At 56.5% G+C, this 18,847-nt stretch carries 11 protein-coding genes, 1 tRNA gene and 1 pseudogene; 9 read left to right on the top strand and 4 right to left on the bottom strand.

Annotated features, from left to right (window positions below; genetic code table 11):
• Positions 1-44 precede the first annotated feature (44 nt).
• The 6 genes and pseudogenes from AB8B20_RS19030 to dnaA all read left to right on the top strand — a co-directional run.
• Positions 45-2,144 carry a hypothetical protein gene (locus tag AB8B20_RS19030; protein ID WP_439074321.1) on the top strand — a complete coding sequence of 700 codons (2,100 nt, stop codon included), beginning with the start codon at positions 45-47 and terminating at the stop codon, positions 2,142-2,144.
• Complete coding sequence (locus AB8B20_RS19025) at positions 2,141-3,244, top strand: hypothetical protein (RefSeq protein ID WP_439074322.1); 1,104 nt, start codon at positions 2,141-2,143, stop codon at positions 3,242-3,244. The genes AB8B20_RS19030 and AB8B20_RS19025 overlap by 4 nt, the downstream gene beginning before the upstream one ends.
• The gene (locus AB8B20_RS19020; RefSeq protein WP_439074323.1) at positions 3,241-8,763 is read left to right on the top strand and encodes a DEAD/DEAH box helicase; all 5,523 of its coding nucleotides are present in this window, start codon (positions 3,241-3,243) and stop codon (positions 8,761-8,763) included. The genes AB8B20_RS19025 and AB8B20_RS19020 overlap by 4 nt, the downstream gene beginning before the upstream one ends.
• Before the next feature lie 341 nt (positions 8,764-9,104).
• Positions 9,105-10,142: a phospholipase D family protein gene (locus AB8B20_RS19015; protein ID WP_439074324.1), complete on the top strand. Its 1,038-nt coding sequence runs from the start codon at positions 9,105-9,107 to the stop codon at positions 10,140-10,142.
• 284 nt (positions 10,143-10,426) lie between these two features.
• Entirely contained in the window at positions 10,427-10,945 is a 519-nt protein-coding gene (locus tag AB8B20_RS19010) for a hypothetical protein (protein ID WP_439074325.1), read from the top strand.
• Positions 10,946-12,400 (top strand): annotated as a pseudogene (gene dnaA, locus AB8B20_RS19005) (chromosomal replication initiator protein DnaA); the annotation flags it as partial.
• An 823-nt stretch (positions 12,401-13,223) separates the two neighbouring features.
• On the opposite strand, the gene AB8B20_RS19000 reads toward dnaA, so the two are convergent.
• Both AB8B20_RS19000 and AB8B20_RS18995 read right to left on the bottom strand, forming a co-directional pair.
• Positions 13,224-13,700: a hypothetical protein gene (locus tag AB8B20_RS19000; protein ID WP_439074326.1), complete on the bottom strand. Its 477-nt coding sequence runs from the start codon at positions 13,698-13,700 to the stop codon at positions 13,224-13,226.
• Positions 13,701-14,294: 594 nt separating this feature from the next.
• Positions 14,295-14,371: transfer RNA gene (locus AB8B20_RS18995), tRNA-Arg, on the bottom strand.
• Positions 14,372-14,753: 382 nt separating this feature from the next.
• On the opposite strand from AB8B20_RS18995, the gene AB8B20_RS18990 reads away from it, so the two are divergent.
• The 3 genes from AB8B20_RS18990 to AB8B20_RS18980 all read left to right on the top strand — a co-directional run bounded on the left by AB8B20_RS18990 (position 14,754) and on the right by AB8B20_RS18980 (position 17,918).
• Complete coding sequence (locus tag AB8B20_RS18990; protein WP_439074327.1) at positions 14,754-15,566, top strand: class I SAM-dependent methyltransferase; 813 nt, start codon at positions 14,754-14,756, stop codon at positions 15,564-15,566.
• Positions 15,567-15,751: 185 nt separating this feature from the next.
• A complete protein-coding gene (locus AB8B20_RS18985) occupies positions 15,752-16,717 on the top strand; it encodes an amidohydrolase family protein (protein ID WP_439074328.1) in 966 nt (321 codons plus the stop codon).
• 112 nt (positions 16,718-16,829) lie between these two features.
• Positions 16,830-17,918, top strand: a complete 1,089-nt coding sequence (locus tag AB8B20_RS18980; RefSeq protein ID WP_439074329.1) for an acyltransferase family protein — start codon at positions 16,830-16,832, stop codon at positions 17,916-17,918.
• A gap of 8 nt (positions 17,919-17,926) precedes the next feature.
• Here the strand turns inward: AB8B20_RS18980 and AB8B20_RS18975 are convergent, their stop codons facing one another.
• Positions 17,927-18,427 (bottom strand): hypothetical protein, encoded by a 501-nt coding sequence (locus AB8B20_RS18975; RefSeq protein WP_439074330.1) that lies wholly within the window; start codon positions 18,425-18,427, stop codon positions 17,927-17,929.
• A 47-nt stretch (positions 18,428-18,474) separates the two neighbouring features.
• Entirely contained in the window at positions 18,475-18,651 is a 177-nt protein-coding gene (locus AB8B20_RS18970) for a hypothetical protein (protein WP_170849619.1), read from the bottom strand.
• Positions 18,652-18,847 lie beyond the last annotated feature (196 nt).

Genomic DNA, 18,847 nt, shown 5'->3' with positions numbered 1-18,847 from the left:
CTTGAAGCGGCGCTGCTTTGCGTGCCGACTAGTGGAATTGCGCAATGAGTGATCGCCTCTCGCCGGGTCCGGAAGCCAAGGCACGTTTTCAAGCGCTCGATGAAAAGGATTTTGGCGCGTTCTTTGATGAGATATCGCCGACCGCGATGCGGAAGGTCGCAAAGTATCTTCCTAGCGTAGATGGCTTTCGTAAGACCAGCCACGCCGGGATAGCCAAACAGAAGGTGGCACTCGCCCGTAAACTTACGAAGGGCACCGCGGGTGACCGAGACTTTCACGGATTATATTTGATTTGGCGGACTTGGATCGATGCGAACTTCGAAAATTCGAAGACGATCCACGAAGCGATGGACAAGTTGGAGAAAGCCGTCGACAAAATTACCAACGCGGAAGATCGTCGTTTATTAATCCAACAGAATGCCGATTCTTTTCTACGGAAACTAAACGATGAGTCTCTGCAAAATCGCTGCACGCGTGAGCAAATCGAGCGTCTGTTTACGTTTAGTCCGCTGCCCGAGACGTCCGCGTCGCCGGGCCTGATCACATCGGCAAAACGCGCAGCCGACGTTGAACGTGACGCGACGCTAAGCGAATTACCGAAGCGCCTGAAAATTGACGAAGATGAAATCGAGCGAATCAAATCCGAGCTAAAAAGCCTATCGGATCGGGTTGAGAAAACAAATGCGTCCGTCCAGCCATTCGCGACCGAACTGGATCGACTTCAGGCAAGTATTGCAGAGGCGAAGTCATCCGCGTTGGCAGCGCATGATGCCGTTGAAACACTCGCCAAGGTTGGCCAAGAGGTTGATGCCAACTCAACGGTCCCGCGACCGGATAGCGCCCCGATTGAAATCCGAATTGAAGCTCTCGCCATCGCCCTGCAATCTCAGCGCGCAGAAATCCGCAATCTCGAAGAAAAATTCAAAGATGTCGACACGTTGCTCGATGCAATCACCGAGGTATCCCAGGCTCAGAACGGAACCGATTTCAAATTGAAAGGCCAAGATCAGCAGATCGCCGAACTTGGTTTGGAGTTTGAAAGGGTGACGAGCAAGGTAGCCGAGCACGATCTTAGAATAGATGAAAAGCTTGGAGCAATCGAGGATCGTCTTAAAGAACTAGAATTTCCCTCGGAAGTATTGATGCCATCCCCAGCGCAGCCCTATGAAATAAAAAACCAAATTGTGACGTCCCATACAGAGCGGCGGCCCCATACTTCGGTCGGCTTGCGTTGGGATTCGTTGATACCATCCGACGCAATAGATACAACGATTCTGCAGTCTCACACTGACCTATCACGTGGCATAGCCGGAACACTTCAAGCACTGGGATTGCGAAATTCCTCCGCGAAAATCTTCGGTGAAGAGTGCGCAGCTGCCATCATCGCCAAGCAGGCAATATTCCTCAAAGGTTCGTTCGCTACCCAGACGGCCCGTGCCATTGCGCGTGTCATCGGCGGGGCTTCCAGCATTCGTGTCGCGATGCCGGTTGGGCTTCGAGATGGCGAGGAATTGAGAGCCACAGTCGAAGATGCCTTCGGTGCAGAACGGCCTACGATGAGTGCGCTCGTCATTGAAGGGATAAACAGGACCGCGCTTGATATAACCAGGGAGGTGCTTTGCGATTGCCTCGATCCCGGTTTTGACCGAGCTCCGGACCGAAGTGTCATTATCGCGACGATCTCCGAAGGCGTCGCGTCCATACCGCTCGAATTGGGCTATTGCGACATTGGTCCCGTCTTTGACCTGAACTGCCTCGATTGGCGCACCGGTCAATCACCTCGTGCGGCGGGAGGCCTAAGTGCACTCTCTTCTAACACAGATAGACTTCTCTTCACGCAGATACAGAATGCGAGCACGGATACCGAAGAGGCTTCACGGCTCGCCAATGCGTTTGTGATGAGGCGAGATCCGTCGATCGAAAGAGCATTTGTCAGAGCCTACCGTGCGCTTCATTTGGTTCGCACCGAAGTAACGACTATCACGCCACTTCAATCACTGCTTTATGGCTGGCTCATGCCCTATTGGCTGACGCTTGGTGTTACGAAGGAACAAATCGAGATAGAATTGGACGGTGGCAAAGTGAATGGCACAGCTGTTGATCCACGCCTTCTTGCAGCTTTTAGAGCAGGCGGACTGTCATGATTGCGCTCATGCAGCGATCTCTTCCACAGGTGGAGGCCGGTATCGCCAGTGCGCTGCAGTGTATCATGGATCGCTCAGCTCTGAACGGCGCGATCGCTGCCGAGCATATTCGGTCTACTCTTTATGCCGCTTGCGCTTTGCCAAGGCAGTCGAGCGGTGCAGCGGGCGTTCACTCCGTACGTCTCTTGAAGAATGCACGCCGGGCAGTCGATTTGATTCGACCGTCCGGCAGACCAACTTCGGGCGCCCCATCTGAGTTGGACTTCTGCTCCTCAATTCTCGAACGTTTGGAGCGTCTGGGGGATGCGGCCCATGTCGGACAAGGCCAATGGATAGCGACGCCGTTGCGTATTGTCGATCCCGGCGGCGCAAACGACTGGATGCTCCTTGGCTCAGCGCCCATCGCAGCTTTGCAGGCCGCATTTACTGCTCCCGTTGCGTGCGCGGGCGCCTCACGTTTTATAAATGCCAAGTCCCTGACGAAATCGGAACACCGCGATCTGGTCCAGTCCGTTGACGATTGGCTGGGACCATCGCCAACGCTGTCCTCATGGACCACTCAAATGTTAGCAAGCTATGAGACCCGCATGGAGGCTTCGCCTGGTCTCTCCGCCGAGCAACTCGAGCTTTATGCGCCAGACATTCTGCGTATTCAGCGTAAACTAGGACGATGGATAGCCGCCGGGCATGTAGCGAGTGCTATTTCCGGGCCAAGGTTATGCAGGCCGCGCGGCTCGTTTGCGAGAGCCTACAACCGGCCCTATTTTCTGGCACACTTCGATTTTTCGGATGGAAAGCTTTCGCTTCGAAGTAGTGCGCCAATCGCTCACGAACTGACTTTGCGGCTTCGCTTCGGCTTCGACCTACTATTGAATATGCCTCGCCGATTTTCAATTTCGACAACCGCTCAAACGCTTTCGATTGATCTACCTACGTCTCTGCCGGAACCTGAGAGCCGCGTTTATGCGCTCGGATGGAATGACCCGACAGGACCCGTACCATCCGAACGGCTGACATTTCGCGCTCATGCAATGCCCTTTCTCCTTTCTGCTTTGCAACGTCTTTCGATAACCCCAAACATTGTACGGCACACCCCATGACCAACGGCTCACAGACTCCCGACCACGGTGTTCATGCGACCGCGCTCCGCCTTACCGAGAGTCTGCAATCATATATCGAAGCCCAGTATCACATCCGCAATGAAAGCCTGATCCGTGAACGGCGGCGCTTGTTGGAGGAGCCTGGCGCTGTCAGCCAAGTTCCGTTTGTTGAATCGACGCCTGTTTATGAATTAGGCGCGCCCTATACCAACCTTCGTATTCCTCAATCCGTCGAACGCACACTTACCCGGCTTTCCATATTAGACATCGGCCTTTACCCAAGGCCCTACGTTCACCAGGCCGAAGCGCTCGAAGCATTCTTTGATCTTGGAAGAGACTTGATCGTTGCTACAGGAACGGGTTCTGGGAAGACCGAAAGCTTCCTCATGCCGATCATTGGCCAACTGGCCGTTGAGGCTGAAAGCCGACCAGCCTCCGCTGCACTTCCCGGCATCCGCGCTTTGCTGCTCTATCCAATGAATGCGCTTGTCAATGATCAACTTTCGCGCATTAGGCGGCTATTCGGTGGTAGCCAAGCGTCGGAGATAATATCGGCCGGAAGGGATTTACCGGTTCGCTTTGCAAGCTACACGGGTCGGACCGCCTATCCCGGCCCCCGGACGTCAGCTCGCGATACTGACCGTATCGAGCCTTTGTTTGAAGAATTCTATCTTCCAATTATCGCTCAGCCTGAAAAAGAAGCGCAGCTTCGCGCAATCGGGCAATTGCCTGAGAAGGACCTTGTCAACTTCTTTGGACAGGAATTCGAACGAACCCATGGTACGCGAAGAGGGTCGCAGCGAAGGCGAAACTGGAACCAGCGCTTGCTAACGCAGGCGGGCGACCGAGAACTAATGACTCGACATGAGACCCAGGAACGTTGCCCTGAAATTTTGATCACCAACTATTCGATGTTGGAATACATGTTGATGCGTCCAATTGAGCGGCCCATCTTCCAGCAAACCCGAGACTGGTTGCGCGCCGATCCATCTAACGAGCTCATTCTCGTACTTGACGAAGCCCATATGTATCGAGGCGCGGGGGGGGCTGAAGTCGCGCTTCTGCTGCGACGTCTGCTGTCACGCCTCGACGTTCCACGTTCGCGCGTTCGATTTATTCTGACAAGCGCCAGCCTCGGGAACGGCGACGAAGCGACACGCGCCATTACGCAATTTGGCCGAGACCTTACGGGGCTTGCCGACGGCTCCTCTCGCTCGTTTCAAGTCATCCGGGGGACGCGTGAAGAGCGTGGTGGCGCGCGGCAAGGTAGTTCAGACGAAGCGAGAGCACTACACAATTTCGATCTTGCCGCGTTTGAGCGAAACGCGGTTGATGTGGACGCCGCGCGCAGCGCGGTCAGCGCGCTCTGCCATGCGCTCGGCTGGGATGAACCTGCTGCCGCTCACGATTTAGCGGATTTTTTGTTTGAGAAGCTTACGGGTTTTGGTCCCGCCGAATTGATGATTGAATCAGTCGCGGGTACCGCGCTCCCGTTGCCAGAACTGCAACAAGTCATGTTCGGCGAGACACCGTTTGCAGAACGTGCAACAGCGGCTTTGATCGCGCTCGCGACGTTTGCGCAGCGGCAACGCGACCGACGCGTCTTGCTTCCCACGCGTCTGCATATGTTCTTTCGCGGGCTTCCGGCCCTTTTTGCGTGCATAAACCCTGATTGTAACCACGCCCGTGAGCACCACCCCCATTCCATTCTTGGCCGATTGCATACTCATGCACGCGAGCGCTGCCAATGTGGAGGGCGTGTGTACGAACTCGCCACGCACCGCGAATGCGGGACGGCTTTTCTGCGCGGATATATCGATGGACCACGCGGCGACTTCCTTTGGCACCTCCCATCAGGACTGTTGCGCGAAGGTCATCAAGCGCCCCTCACTGAAATCGAGCTACTTGTCGATGGAGAGCCCCACCATGACCAAGCTGATAGATGCTTGCCCGTTTGGATCGATATTCGCAGCGGACGAATGCTCCACCAACAGCCGGATGATGCGACCGGCTTTCGCCGTGTATTCCGGGCCGACCCGATTGACTGGACCCGCTCGGTTCGTTTTGCGGCGTGCCCAATTTGCCGATCGAACACCATACGCAATGGTCGGTCCACGATTATGGATCACGCCACCAAGGGAGAAGCTCCCTTTGCGAACCTCGTGAAAACGCAGCTTGACGCGCAGCCCGCCGTGCGCGGGGAAGATCGTATCTATCCTAATGGAGGCCGAAAGGTACTACTTTTTTCGGACGGGCGACAGAAAGCTGCGCGCCTTGCGCGTGACATACCGCGTGAGGTTGAACAGGACATCTTCCGCCAAGTGCTTGCTGCGGCATCGGCCCGCATGAACGCGATTGGCCGCGAACCCAGACCGACGCTTCACCTTTATATTGCTATACTTGCGGTGCTGCGCGAGTTCAATTTGCCGATGTTCGACCGCGAGGACGCGCGTCAAATTGAACATGAACTTGAGCGCATCGACAGAGACTACGAAAACGACGGCCTCGGTGAATTGATCAGCGAATTTGCAGTCGGGAATCCCCCATCTCGCTACCGTATCGCGCTCCTCAAGCAACTGTGCGGCCGCTATTATTCGCTTTCGGGGACATCGGTAGGAATATGTCTTCCCGCGACACGGGCAGAGCCACGACTTCGTGCTGCTCTGAGAGGGGCCGTCCCCTCCTTGACAGACTCAGATGCGAGTGAGTTGGCCGCAGCCTGGATCTCGGGTTTGTGCGACAAGTTCGCGCTTGATCAGGATATTCCTGCGCCTGTTCGATCGCAGGCGGCAGGATACTGGTCGAACGATTGGGGCAGTGATGGAAGATTCGAGCGAACGCTTCGTGCACAATTGCACCGCATCCTTGATGTAAATCCGGAGGCTGTCGCGTCTATCGAAGCCGCTCTCACCAATGAGTTGGCCACCCGACACGATAATGGCGCCTACTTCCTCGATCCGGGGAAAATTCGCGTCCACATCGACCTGAATATGCCGTGGATGCAATGTCGAGAATGTACCCAGTTGATGCCCTTTGTCATACGAGGTTGCTGTACATCGTGCGCATCGACCGATGTGGAGAGGCTCGATCCCGCGGAAAGTGAGTATATCCGTGCTCGCAAGGGGTTTTGGCGCAACCCCGTCCGTACGGCACTGGGGGCGAGTGCCAGATTGCGAAGTATCTCTGTCGAGGAGCACACAGCTCAATTATCCAACCGTGATAACACGCGCGTCCATGCAACCACCGAAAAGTTTGAATTGAGATTCCGCGATATTCGCATCGAGGCCAGAGATCGGCCGATCGATGTTTTAAGTTGCACCACAACTATGGAGGTCGGCGTCGATATTGGTTCACTCGTCGCAGTGGGCCTTCGAAATGTGCCTCCGCAGCGAGAAAACTACCAGCAACGCGCCGGACGAGCGGGTCGACGCGGTTCGTCTGTCTCAACGGTCATCACCTATGCCCAGAATGGACCACATGACACTTACTATTATGAGAACCCGCGCGCCATAGTGGCCGGACCACCACGCAATCCTGACATAAAGATCGACAATCCAAAGATCGCCCGCCGCCACGTTGCGTCATATCTTTTACAGACGTTCTTCCATCGCTACATGGACGAGCATAATATTGCTATTGGTGGTGCGACTTCGGCCCTATTCCGGGCGCTCGGCAAGGCTAATGACTTCTTCTTCGGCGATGGTCAGGCCGGGCCATCCTTTCCCGCGTTTCGGCTATGGGTCGAGCAAAACGTGATAGCTCCTGCAGGCATGATCCGTCAGGAAATCCACTCGTGGCTACCGGCCTCCTTGCGCACGGCCCCCCGCAGCATCGATGCTTGGATCGGCGATGTCGCCGGGGAATTGCTTGGCCAGCTAGACGACATCATGCGCGAGCTACAGCCCGCCCTGCCTCGTCCCGCAGATGCCAATGATGAGGACGACGATCAAGATGATGACCGCAATGCCTTGGGCGATGAAGAATTATTGGAGTTCCTTTTCAGTCGCGGCTTGTTGCCGAGTTATGCATTCCCGACCGATCTGACCAGTTTTCTCGTCGAACACCTCGTCCGCCAACCGAATGCGCAGCAGTGGAAGATGGAGATTATTGAAAGACCTCAGCAAGGCATAAACAAGGCCCTCAGCGAATACGCGCCCGGTCGACTTATCGTCATCAACAAGGAGACATACCGCTCGGCTGGTGTCGTCGCAAACGTCCTCCCCAACGTGCACGATCGCGCCGCCCAGCTTTTCGCGGAAGTCAACGAACTCGTTCACTGCGACAGTTGCAGCTTCGTTCGCGACATGGAGGACACAAACGATACCCAAACTGATTGTCCCGTGTGTAACGGCACCCTGCAGCGTACGCGCATGATCGTGCCGCAAGTGTTCACTCCTGAGGGAGGCAGACCACTCAACGAGGACGATCGGGAACAAGAAATCACTTACGCCACCGGAGCGCAGTTTCCCGTTCCGGTTGGTACGAACGATCTGCCCGAACTTCAACCTATTGGAGCCCGGCTTGCATACGTCGTCACGGGAGATCGACGACTTGTGACCGCGAACAAGGGGCAGCAGCAAAACGACGTATTCCAAGGCTTTTGGGTTTGCGACAAGTGTGGCAACGCCGCTTCGGAGCAGCCGCCAGCGGCCCCGCATCGAAGAAACTATGAAATCGAATATACGTTTAATCAGCCGCGCCCAACGCAGAACTGTAATGGAACGTTTCATAACGTTTTCCTAGGTCATGTTTTCTCAACGGACCTTCTGCTGATCCGGTTGTCAGTTTCCGCTCCGATGGCAACCGATACAAACGATCCCATCGTACTGCGGGCACTTGAAGACGCTTTATATTCTGTCTCGGAAGCCCTTCGCTTGGCCGCGAGCCGTCACCCTCAACTCGACCTTGATCCTTCGGAGTTTGGCTCAGGCTTCCGCATCGTTCCGTCAGGCGACGACGAAGGCGGGGTCCATCTTGACGTGTATCTTTACGATACGTTGTCCGGCGGAGCCGGATACGCGGAATTGGCGGGGCGCAACCTCGCCGCAATTCTTGATGATGTCCTCAACATACTTGAGAACTGTCCAGCTCGCTGCGATTCGTCATGCGAGAGCTGCTTGCGCCACTATCACAATCAACATCTTAAGGATCGGCTTGACCGCTTCATCGGGGCGCAATTGCTGCGGTATGCGATGACGGGGGTTATTCCAACGGAGCTCTCTATCGCAACCCAAGCGGAGAATCTCCACGGGCTTGCCCGGCTCCTGCAACTTGATGGCTTTCAGTGTACGCCGGTTGTTGATGTCAACGGCCACACAGTTCCGCTCTTGGTCGAGCGAAATGGCGAACGAGCAATCGTCGGCACGCAATCTGCTCTTGTCGCGGCAGATTGGCCCGGCCACTCACTGACGCCTTTGTTTAACGAGGCGAGGATGCGCGGTCGCATACTGAATGATTATATCTTACGGCGAAATCTGCCCGACGAACATCTGCTGATACGTTCGGTGTTCCCCACATAAAATCGAGGTACGTTAAGTCGGCGACATCAAGGATGGGCTGCTTGCCAGCGACAGATCTGGATGGATCATCGAGCAGTGACGAGTATCGGTTTTGGCCACGGGAGTATGCTATAACGGTTCTTGTCCAGAAAGTACTACAATTGGCCGCGTAAGCTCCGGCTTGGTGGGGGCGTGCTTCGCCAACGTTCATTCAGTTTCATAAAGTTAAAGGAGAATGGCTCGCACGGTACTACATCCCAAATTCCCGACTGTGACGCGATCGGAAGAATGGTAGCGTGGCCGGTGAACGCTAGAAAAATCACGAAAACATAGCGATTAGTGCATGCGGCTATGAGGACAGATTGAATCCAATATTTTTAACCAATAACTCCGTCGGCAGAATCCGAACAATAGCGGCGGCAGCCGGGACGAAGAAGTTCGCCGTGGCTTTTTGGGGGAAGGGTGCTGCAGAGCAACTAGGTATTTCAAAAGCGAACGGTGCTGAATTCCAAATAATTTGTGATCTTTTCAGCGGCGCCTGCCATCCAAAAGAGATGCAGAAGCTTCTCAGCTTAGGCTGTCAGATCAAAACCATTGATGGCCTTCATTCAAAGATCTACTGCAACGAAAGCCATGTAATTATCGGGTCCAGCAACGCCTCCAGTAATGGATTGGCGTCTAACGAGAAACAGTTCAGCGGCAATGTTGAGGCGAACGTACTAATTGCAGAAGGTTCCTTTGTTCGTGATGTCAATAGATGGTTTGATGATCATTGGATGATGCCATCAGCGCTGCCAGTGACGACCATGCTCATTTCAGAAGCAAAGCCGATTTGGTTGCAGAACTGTGCTGCGCGCAGGCAGTTCGCGACCGGCCTTCTTTCTCGAGCGCGACAGCATCCAAGTCTGGTCAGAACGATCAAGGCACGGGTCATATATTACCCAGTCGATAGTGGCTCCGAGAGGGCCTATAGCACGTTCAATTTACGCGGTAGGAGCAAGTATTCGGACGCCGAACTCCATTTCTTAAATGGCGATCTGCCTTACTACGACGATCAGGTCGGATGGGATGTCCAGCCCGGTGACGTCTTTTTAGACTTTGAATGCCCAAAACCAAAGGGGCGAGCGACCTTCTATGGGATCTGGAAGGTGCGTGAAGATCCCTTTATCTATGTGGGCCGTTCGAAGAAGCATCGGATCATTCTGCTCGACAAGCTTACTGATGTTGACGGGCTACGAATCTCTGGAAGTGATAAGAAAGAGATGGAGCAAGCGATCGATCGTTATATGAAAGCCGATTTGAAGCGCTGGGAGACCGGCGAGTATGGGGATTTCTTTGACGTGAGCTTTGCGGACTTTTGGCGGAACGTCATGTTGCCGCCTCCTTCTCTGGGAAATTAATGGCGATTCGCCCATCTCAATTTGCGGATAGCCGGAGTGCGCATGAAGAGGCGCCGCGCGACCAAAAGCTCGTATATCGTCTCAAGTATCATTCGCTCACTGCACTGAAAGCTGTATCGGCGATGTTTGCCGCGGCGCAGGTCTAATTTAATGAGGATGATGCAGTGCATGATAGGCGAATGTCATACCAAAAAATGGGCCCATTATTTGGAGCAATCTGACCTCGACCAATCTAGGATGAATGGTATGATGGGATTTTAAAGCAACGCTGGCTGGATTTGTGAATGGCTCCCAAAGGTGATGACCTTATTAAAGCCATTTGGGCGGCGGTGAACTGGGAAACCATGGGCAGTCTGGCTTGGGACCAATGCTTTCGATCTGTTCCGGATCTGAGATCGGCGCACTACCGGCAAATTGTCTTTATCGTTGTCCTCCTATCTTCTCAACGTGGCGACTGCACCCTTTCAACAATTCAACGATTGGTCGCCCGCAGAGATCTACTAGATCCAAAGACGGTAGCACTAAGGGTCGAGCGATTGATTGATGCCAAGCTCTTAGAGAGAATCGATCATCCATCTGATAAACGAAAGCAAGTCATTCGCCCGACTGTCGCGCTTCTTGGCCCGCTACGAAGATATAGCGAATTAACGCTAGATATCGCAGCTGAGATGACGAGGCCGTACTCTGATCCATCAGATAGTGAATTTGACGCGGACCTGCGTTTTGATCTTCGGGATTTTCTGGAAGAGCCGAGAGACCGTCGTGGACCAGACAATGACCCTCCTTCGATAGGAAGCGATTAAATGTCTGGATTTGAGAAACAAGGTCCTCAAAGTCCGCCTCAAGACTATTGGACGCGCGTGAAGGCGCAGCTTCGCAAAAATGTTGGCGAAGACGTTTACTCCAGCTGGTTCGCGCGGATGGATCTCGAAAGCGTGCAGGACGATAGCGTCCATCTTTCGGTACCCACCCGATTCCTGAAGAGCTGGATCCAGGCCCACTATGCCGAGCGCGTTCTCAGCGCCTGGCAGGCCGAGATGCCGCAAGTTCATCGCGTCGACCTCACCGTGCGCTCCGCAATGCGCGACGATACGACCGCCAACAAGGAGGCCGCAGCGCCGACCGAAGCGCGCCGTACCGAGACGTCCAACAACCGTCACGCGCCCGAACTCCGCGCCACAGCCACCGCGCCGGTGTCCGCAAGCCATGAAGCACTCGGCGGCTCGCCGCTGGATCCGCGCCTGACTTTTGCGAGCTTCGTGCTCGGCCGCGCCAACACGCTGGCCCATGCTGCCGCGCGTCAGGTCGCCGAAGGTCGCCGCGGCGATCCGGTGATGTTCAACCCGCTTTATATCCATGCCGGCGTCGGCCTCGGCAAAACCCATCTGTTGCAGGCCGTGACCTGGGCTGGCAATTCCGGCCCTGACCGCAAGGTGCTGTATCTCACCGCCGAGAAGTTCATGTACGGCTTCGTCGCAGCGCTGAAGACGCAGACGGCGCTCGCCTTCAAGGAAGCGCTACGCGGCATCGACGTGCTGGTGATCGATGACATGCAGTTCCTGCAGGGCAAGACCACGCAGGCCGAATTCTGTCACACACTGAATGCGCTGATCGATGCCGGCCGCCAGGTGGTGATCGCCGCCGATCGTCCGCCGTCGGATCTGGAAAGCCTCGACGAACGCGTGCGTTCGCGCCTCGCCGGCGGTCTCGTCGTCGAAATGAGCTCGCTCGGCGAAGAGCTGCGCCTGGGCATCCTGAAGTCGCGCGTTGCTGCGGCCCGTGCACATCATGCCTCGTTCGACGTACCGGAACCGGTGCTGGACTATCTGGCCCGCACCATCACCCACAATGGCCGCGATCTCGAAGGCGCAATCAACCGCCTGCTGGCGCATTCGAAGCTGAACGCCACGCCGGTGACGCTGGAAATGGCCGAACGCGAAGTGCGCGACCTGATCCGCCCGCAGGAGCCGAAGCGGATCAAGATCGAGGACATCCAGCGTGTCGTCGCGCGTCAGTACAATGTCAGCCGGTCCGACCTCCTGTCGTCGCGCCGCACCGCCAATGTCGTGCGCCCCCGTCAGGTTGCGATGTATCTGGCCAAGACCCTGACGCTGCGCTCGCTACCGGAAATCGGCAGTCGCTTCGGTGGCCGCGATCACACCACGGTTCTGCATGCCGTGCGTAAGATCGAAGCGCTGGTGGGTAGGGATGCCCTGCTACAGCAAGAAGTTGAGAAACTGCGATCCGAACTTAAGGAACATAGTGAGGGGTCAGTCAGGCACTCTGCATTTTATAGCGTGATGAACGACATTCTCACTGGTTCACCCGCTATTTTCCAAGACCACGATGAGAATGACGAGGGCCTGGAACTCGGCTGGCTTCCAACTAGTACACGAGATGACCCCGTTTAATCCGCCCATTTGTACCGGGATTGCGCGACCTAGAGCCTCTCACCAGAGGACCTCATACTCGACAAAATCAATCGAGCAAGAGGTGGTCAAAATGGCACACAGAAACAGAATTTCGATCGAAGTGATTGGTTTCGTAAAGGGGAGTGCGGAGGGGCTGTTGCCGGTTTTCGGCCTAATCTTGATAGTCGGAACCTTAGTAATTTTGGCGCTCGGGTAGTTGTCAGCGCCGAGCACGACTTGGTGGCGTCGAGGCCGAAGTGGCGTGTGAGCGGCATCATTTCGGATGTCTTCGCATCTTGGGCCTGGTTGCGTAGCCATTCCCCGTGCTCGATGTGGCTGCTTGGCGAGGCACTCATCATGTGATTCTCTACGGCGGCGAGAAGATTATTCCTTTGGGCTCGGTCAGATTTTAATGCACTGCAGACAGCGATATGCTGGTTTGCAGGACCGTTTCCGATCGCGACGCAATAGAGGCGGGCCAGAGATTGTTGAAAACCGTTCCATGCGAGCATCAGTCCCCGGGGCTGTGACATATGGGTGAAATCGCTTATCGGGATGCTTTGGTATCGGTGGGAATTTTCCAGCCTTCATTGATCGACCAATGCCAACCAAAGGAGCTAGTTTTGCCGTACTCGGAAGTATGCGCCAGATCGCGCTAGCCAGAAGATGCTCAAAGGCGCCGTTCGATTTGATCGAGTAACCAGCGAATTTTGAATCTGACGCGCTCGTCCGACGTCGCCTGGAAATCAGCGTTCAGTCTGGCAACCATCATAGCTAATATCGTTGTGCCTCCAACTAACATTGGCTGTTGAGGGACGTTGCCGCCGGAAAGCTCGTTGAATCTCGCGACTACCCCCGGGTCAGGTCTGACCTCTTGCTGAATTCGGTCGATTACAACAGGTCGAAACGGGTCGATAAAGCTGAACTCTTGGTCAAATCCAATTAGTTCATCGCCCGTCTCGAATAATTCCGCGCAGGCCGGATCCAGTATGATTCTAGGAAATATGGCATGCCTGCTCTCAAGTTCATAAGCTCGGTTCAGAGCCGGCCCGAACACAATGTCTTCGTCATGATGAAGTAGACCGATGGTGACTGCCCCTCGCAACCAGAAACCGGCCATTGCAGCGCCGATCTGAACTGTCGCCAAGCTTTGGAGAGCCAGCTAATGTGACTTCGATCAAATGGGGTGCTGGCAACGACGTTGTCGGAGAACGACGTAAGATGGGCGCCCGGCATTCGAGAGCCGACGCCAACGACGCGTTTGCTGAACATTCTCGGTATGCTGGCAAGGCGAGCAATGTACCTAGGATCTACTCCAGCCTCAGCAATGTGCTCGCGCCATCCAAGAACATCATAGAAGGCGACTAGCCTCCGTTCGTACGGCAACTCTCCGAACGCTAGCTCGCTGCGATCCATAAGCATTTTACTACCCGCAGAATGATCAGCTACTTTCCTTCACCGCGGCTGTAGTTTTCTCGAAACCACTCGTCAATGTGCTCAGCGAAGGCTTCGACCGACACAACAGTTCGTCTGGCGCCATGAGATCCATTGAAGCCGCATTCGCCGGGCTCACCGTTCGCCTCGATAAACTGCGAGAATATCTCGTTGCCGATGCACAACGGGCAGACGTTCAAAGCTTCAATGTCAGTTCCATCACGTTGTCCCACGCACCAACGCTTACCTAGTGCTTACCTGATAACTAGGCCGGAAACGCGGATGCGACATAAGTGATTGATTTCGCTGGCGCACCCGACACGATTCGAACGTGTGACCTTTGCCTTCGGAGGGCAACGCTCTATCCAGCTGAGCTACGGGTGCTTGAGCGTCCATTTAGCCGATTGGCCGGGCGGCGGCAACGGCTGGCCGGGGCCGGATTCGGCGAAAATGGCTCGGTTGGAGTGCGCGTGCCCTCTTTCGGGCGACGGTCGCACGTTCGGATCGGGGCGGGATGCGCAGAAGCGCTCGCGCCGCGGGTGTGGCGGGTATTTCGCGCGGGCGAGGGGACGAGGTTGCGCCCGTGATTGTCCCGGAACCTCGCCCATTTGCTCAATCACGCTGTGTTTGGCAGCGGGGTATCGTCCGATCGCGAATGCTGAACCTGGAACGCTAGCCGAGTGACATAACTGCGGCTACCCAGGCGGCGTTCTGCGAACCGACCCAGGCGCCGGCCGTTCCCGCGTTGAACATCGGAGGACGTCCCATGAATGCGAACCAGGCTCTTTGGGAGAAAGGCGATTTCACCCGTATCGCGGAGACGATGCGCGCCAGCGGCGAGGCGCTCGTTGCGTCGATCGGGATCACGCGCGGAAGTGACGTGCTCGATCTTGGATGCGGAGACGGAACGACGGCAATTCCCGCAGCAAAAGCCGGGGCAAACGTCACAGGCGTCGATATCGCGCGCAATCTGGTGGACGCCGGCAACAGGCGCGCGATGGCGGAAGGGCTTACGTGTCGCTTTCAGGAAGGCGATGCGTCGAATCTAAAAGATATCAAGGACGACAGTTTCGATCTCGTTGTCAGCATCTTCGGCGCGATGTTCGCGCCCAGGCCATCGGATGCTGCCAGGGAAATGGTTCGCGTCACGCGGCCAGGCGGCCGGATTGTGATGGGAAACTGGATCCCGAACGATCCCACTCTGGTGGCGCAGATCCTCAAGATCAGCTCGTCCTATTCGCCCCCTCCGCCGGAAGGCTTCGTAAGTCCCATGACCTGGGGGCTCGAGGACAATGTTGTCGAGCGCTTCACCTCGGCCGGCATTCCGAAGCCAAATATCTCATTCGCTCGTGACTCCTACGAATTCAACTTTGCCGGACCGCCGGCAAAGTTCGTCGACCAGTTCAAGGCCTATTACGGTCCGACCATGAATGCCTTCGATGCGGCTGAAAAAGACGGTCGCGCCGACACCTTGAAGGGGGAGCTTGTAAAGCTCTTCGAGAGTCAGAATAAAAGCTCCGATCCTTCGGCGACTTCGGTGAAGGCGACGTTCCTGCGCGTGACCGTCCGCAAACCGTGACATGACTGCGAGCGAGCTGCTGCACAGCCAATTTGGCATCGGGCTGTGCAGCAGGAGCACGATCCCCGTCGTCTTCGCTTTGCAGCATGTGGAAGCACACTTGACATGGATCGCGAAACGATCACGTTGGCCTCAATCAAGTGAACGCCGGCCCAAAATGGCGTCACGACATCAGGGAGGAACCAATGTTCACAAGACGCGGTGTTCTGCTCTCCTCAATCGCGGGGGCTGTCGTGCTCAGCAACAGATTTGCGGTTGGCAAGGCCGCGCAGCCGGCGACGCCGGTGAATTTCCAGGTGCCTGCAGACGCCTGCGACTGTCACACCCATATTCATGGCGATCCCGAAAAATTCCCGTTTTTTGCAGGCCGCGTCTACACGCCGGAACTGGCCTCGCCGGAGGAAATGGCGGCGCTGCACAAGGCACTCGGCGTCAAGCGCGTGGTGATCGTCACGCCCAGCATCTACGGCACTGATAATTCGGCGACCCTGTTCGGCATGATGGCGCGGGGCAACGATGCGCGCGGCGTTGCTGTTATCGATGACAAGACACCGGAGAGCGAGCTCGACGCCATGAAGGCCGCCGGCATTCGCGGCATGCGGATCAATCTTGCGACCAGCGGCGTGAGCGACCCCGCCATCGGCAAGCAGCGTCTGCTGGCTGCGATCGAGCGCATGAAGACGCGCGGCTGGCACATCCAGATGTTCACCAATCTGCCATTGGTATCTGCGATCAAGGAGGTTGTTGCCAGTGCGCCGATGCCGCTGGTATTCGATCATTTCGGCGGCGCGGAAGCCAAGCTCGGGCTGGATCAGCCGGGCTTTGCGGACCTGCTCGACCTCGTCAAAGCCGGCAAGGCCTATGTGAAGATTTCCGGCGCCTACCGCGCTTCGACGCAAGGGCCGGATTACCTGGACGTCGCACCGCTGGCGAAGGCGCTGATCGCGGCCAATCCGGAGCGGATCATCTGGGGCACCGACTGGCCGCATCCGGATTCGGTGACACCGCCCGGCAAGAAGCCAACCGACGTCACGCCGCTCTTTCAGATTGACGACGGCCGCCTGCTGAACCAGCTCGCGATGTGGGCGCCCGACGCCGCCATTCGCAAGACAATCCTGGTCGACAACCCGGCGCGGCTTTACGGCTTCTGACCGCTGGCGTCACCTCGCCGCCTTCTTTGTCCCGCAAGAGTTCCGGATCGGCGGAACTCTCGTCTCTGCCAGAGGTTTGCCCCCGACCGCGACGGGCGGTCGAGGGAGCCCCATGCTGTCAAATCTGCAGGTGTTGCGCGGCGTAGCTGCCCTTGGTGTGGTGTTCTTCCACACCGGCTACAAGTTCGCGGGCGATTGGCACACCGAATTCTTCGGGGTCTCCACCTTCTTCGTCATCTCCGGCTTCATCATGTGTTTCATCACCCGGAAGGGTGATGACGATTTTCTCGCTAAGCGCCTGGAGCGGATCGCACCGCTCTATTGGCTGTGCACAGCCGTGCTTCTTGTCGTGATGTTCGGATCTGCGCTGCTTGAGGCAGAGACATGGGCAAAGCCGTTGGATGGCCGTTCGTCCGAGCCGCTCTGGGCCTATGTCGGCCGTAGCCTGATGTTCGCGCCGATCGGTGACAAATATCCGATCCTGAATGTCGGTTGGTCGCTGAACTACGAGGTGTATTTTTATCTGATCTTCGCAGCCGCGCTTGTGATCAGCCGCCGTCTGGCGCCGCTGATCGTTGTCGGATGCCTGGTGGCGTTGAACTATGCGGCGGCCGCCGTCTGCACGGCGGCTGCCTGCCACTATCTGTCCTTCGACTATACGAAGTTCTTCATCGCCGGGATCGCGATCTTCTATGCGTTGCAGGTTTTTGCTCCCGCTGCACCACAACGCTCCATTGTCTGGATCGGCGCCGCACTCGTCACACTCTGCTATGGGTCCCAATTCGTGGGACCGCTATGGGCAAACAGCGTCACGCCGTCGGTCTATATGGCGCTCGCCGCAGCCGCGCCGGTCGTGATTGTCGCCAGTGCGCTGTTTGTCGAATATGCCGGCGGTGCCATAACCTGGCAGCCGCTTATTCTGATCGGCAATGCGTCCTACGCCATCTATCTCACGCATCCGATCGTTTTCGACGTCATGAAAACAGGTAATGAGCGATGGCTTCAGCTGCCGACGCCCGAAGCATCGACAATGATGATGCTGTGTTATGTCGCCATAGCCGGCGGCGCGGGCATCATCGTGCATCTCACAATTGAAAACCCACTGCTTCGCGTGATCGGGCGCAGGCGGCAACCGGGCATCAAAACACTCGTGTCAGGCAGTGGGCTTGATGCTGTGGGTCGACGGCATCAAGTCGCATAGGTTATGCGTCAGCTCCGGATCATATTGATCGAGACGTCGCGGATCTGACCCTTGGAGCTGATCGAGACCAGCTGCTTGTTGCCCTTGGTGGTCAGCGTCAGGTTGGCCGCGAAGCCGGCGGCCTCGACGAAGACATCGATCTGGCCACCACCGGCGCTGCCTTGCAGATTGCCGAAGATATTGCGGCTGGCTTCGCCCCAGGTGCCGGTCACCTGATTGCCCTGGCTCTTCACATCGCTGCTGAGTTCGAATTTGTAGCCGTCGCTTGCGCAGCGCAGGGACTGTTTCAGCGCGGTCCCGCCAACGACATTGTAAGTGGCGCGGCAACGGATCTGCTCCGAGGAACCATCCGACAGCGACACCGTGCCGCTGCCACTCCACGATCCGTCAAAGCCGGCAAAAGGGCTCGCCGACTGGGCCTGGCTCGCCGTCGCCGACAGCATCAGGATTGCGCCGACAGCGGCGGCCTTGAGGGTGTGTCCGATCAGATTTGCGCTGAATGAGGTCATGGTGATGGCTTTCTGTGTCTGGAGATGTCGGAGGGGAGGGGATGCGATCAGGCGCGACGCGTGAGCGTCAGATAGGCGAATTTCGCGGTCGCCGTATCTGGGGCGATCTGCGCGCCGTTGTAGGAAAAGGTGCCGATACCCGGCAGGTCGTTCATCGCGGTGCCGGAGAATGACGGGCCGGCAAAGGCGAACGAGAAGGCGACGATGAAACCGATGATGCGCATCTGACTGTCCCTGTTGGGCGGCGCTGTGTGCCGCTTCGTTGGACAGATGGATAACCATGCCCGGTTTCAGGCGGTCTGCGTCGAGGTGGATAATGGTTTCGTCGGGGGATCGTTTTGTTTCGCCGCGCGCCTTGCCACGAAACACAAAAAGGCCGGGGCAGCGGTGCCGCCCCGGCCGCGATTGGGTTCAACCCGA

The sequence above is a fragment of the Tardiphaga sp. 866_E4_N1_4 genome (genome assembly GCF_052076075.1).
GTDB lineage: Bacteria > Pseudomonadota > Alphaproteobacteria > Rhizobiales > Xanthobacteraceae > Tardiphaga > Tardiphaga robiniae.
This window is presented reverse-complemented; position numbering and strand designations above follow the sequence as displayed.

Bases quoted from the DNA above. Each gene is read 5' to 3' on its own strand.
- AB8B20_RS18990 (WP_439074327.1), top strand. From the start codon at position 14,754: ATGAATGCGAACCAGGCTCTTTGGGAGAAAGGCGATTTCACCCGTATC.
- AB8B20_RS18970 (WP_170849619.1), bottom strand. From the start codon at position 18,651: ATGCGCATCATCGGTTTCATCGTCGCCTTCTCGTTCGCCTTTGCCGGC.
- AB8B20_RS18985 (WP_439074328.1), top strand. From the start codon at position 15,752: ATGTTCACAAGACGCGGTGTTCTGCTCTCCTCAATCGCGGGGGCTGTC.
- AB8B20_RS19030 (WP_439074321.1), top strand. From the start codon at position 45: ATGAGTGATCGCCTCTCGCCGGGTCCGGAAGCCAAGGCACGTTTTCAA.
- AB8B20_RS19020 (WP_439074323.1), top strand. From the start codon at position 3,241: ATGACCAACGGCTCACAGACTCCCGACCACGGTGTTCATGCGACCGCG.
- AB8B20_RS18975 (WP_439074330.1), bottom strand. From the start codon at position 18,427: ATGACCTCATTCAGCGCAAATCTGATCGGACACACCCTCAAGGCCGCC.
- AB8B20_RS18980 (WP_439074329.1), top strand. From the start codon at position 16,830: ATGCTGTCAAATCTGCAGGTGTTGCGCGGCGTAGCTGCCCTTGGTGTG.
- AB8B20_RS19010 (WP_439074325.1), top strand. From the start codon at position 10,427: ATGGCTCCCAAAGGTGATGACCTTATTAAAGCCATTTGGGCGGCGGTG.
- AB8B20_RS19025 (WP_439074322.1), top strand. From the start codon at position 2,141: ATGATTGCGCTCATGCAGCGATCTCTTCCACAGGTGGAGGCCGGTATC.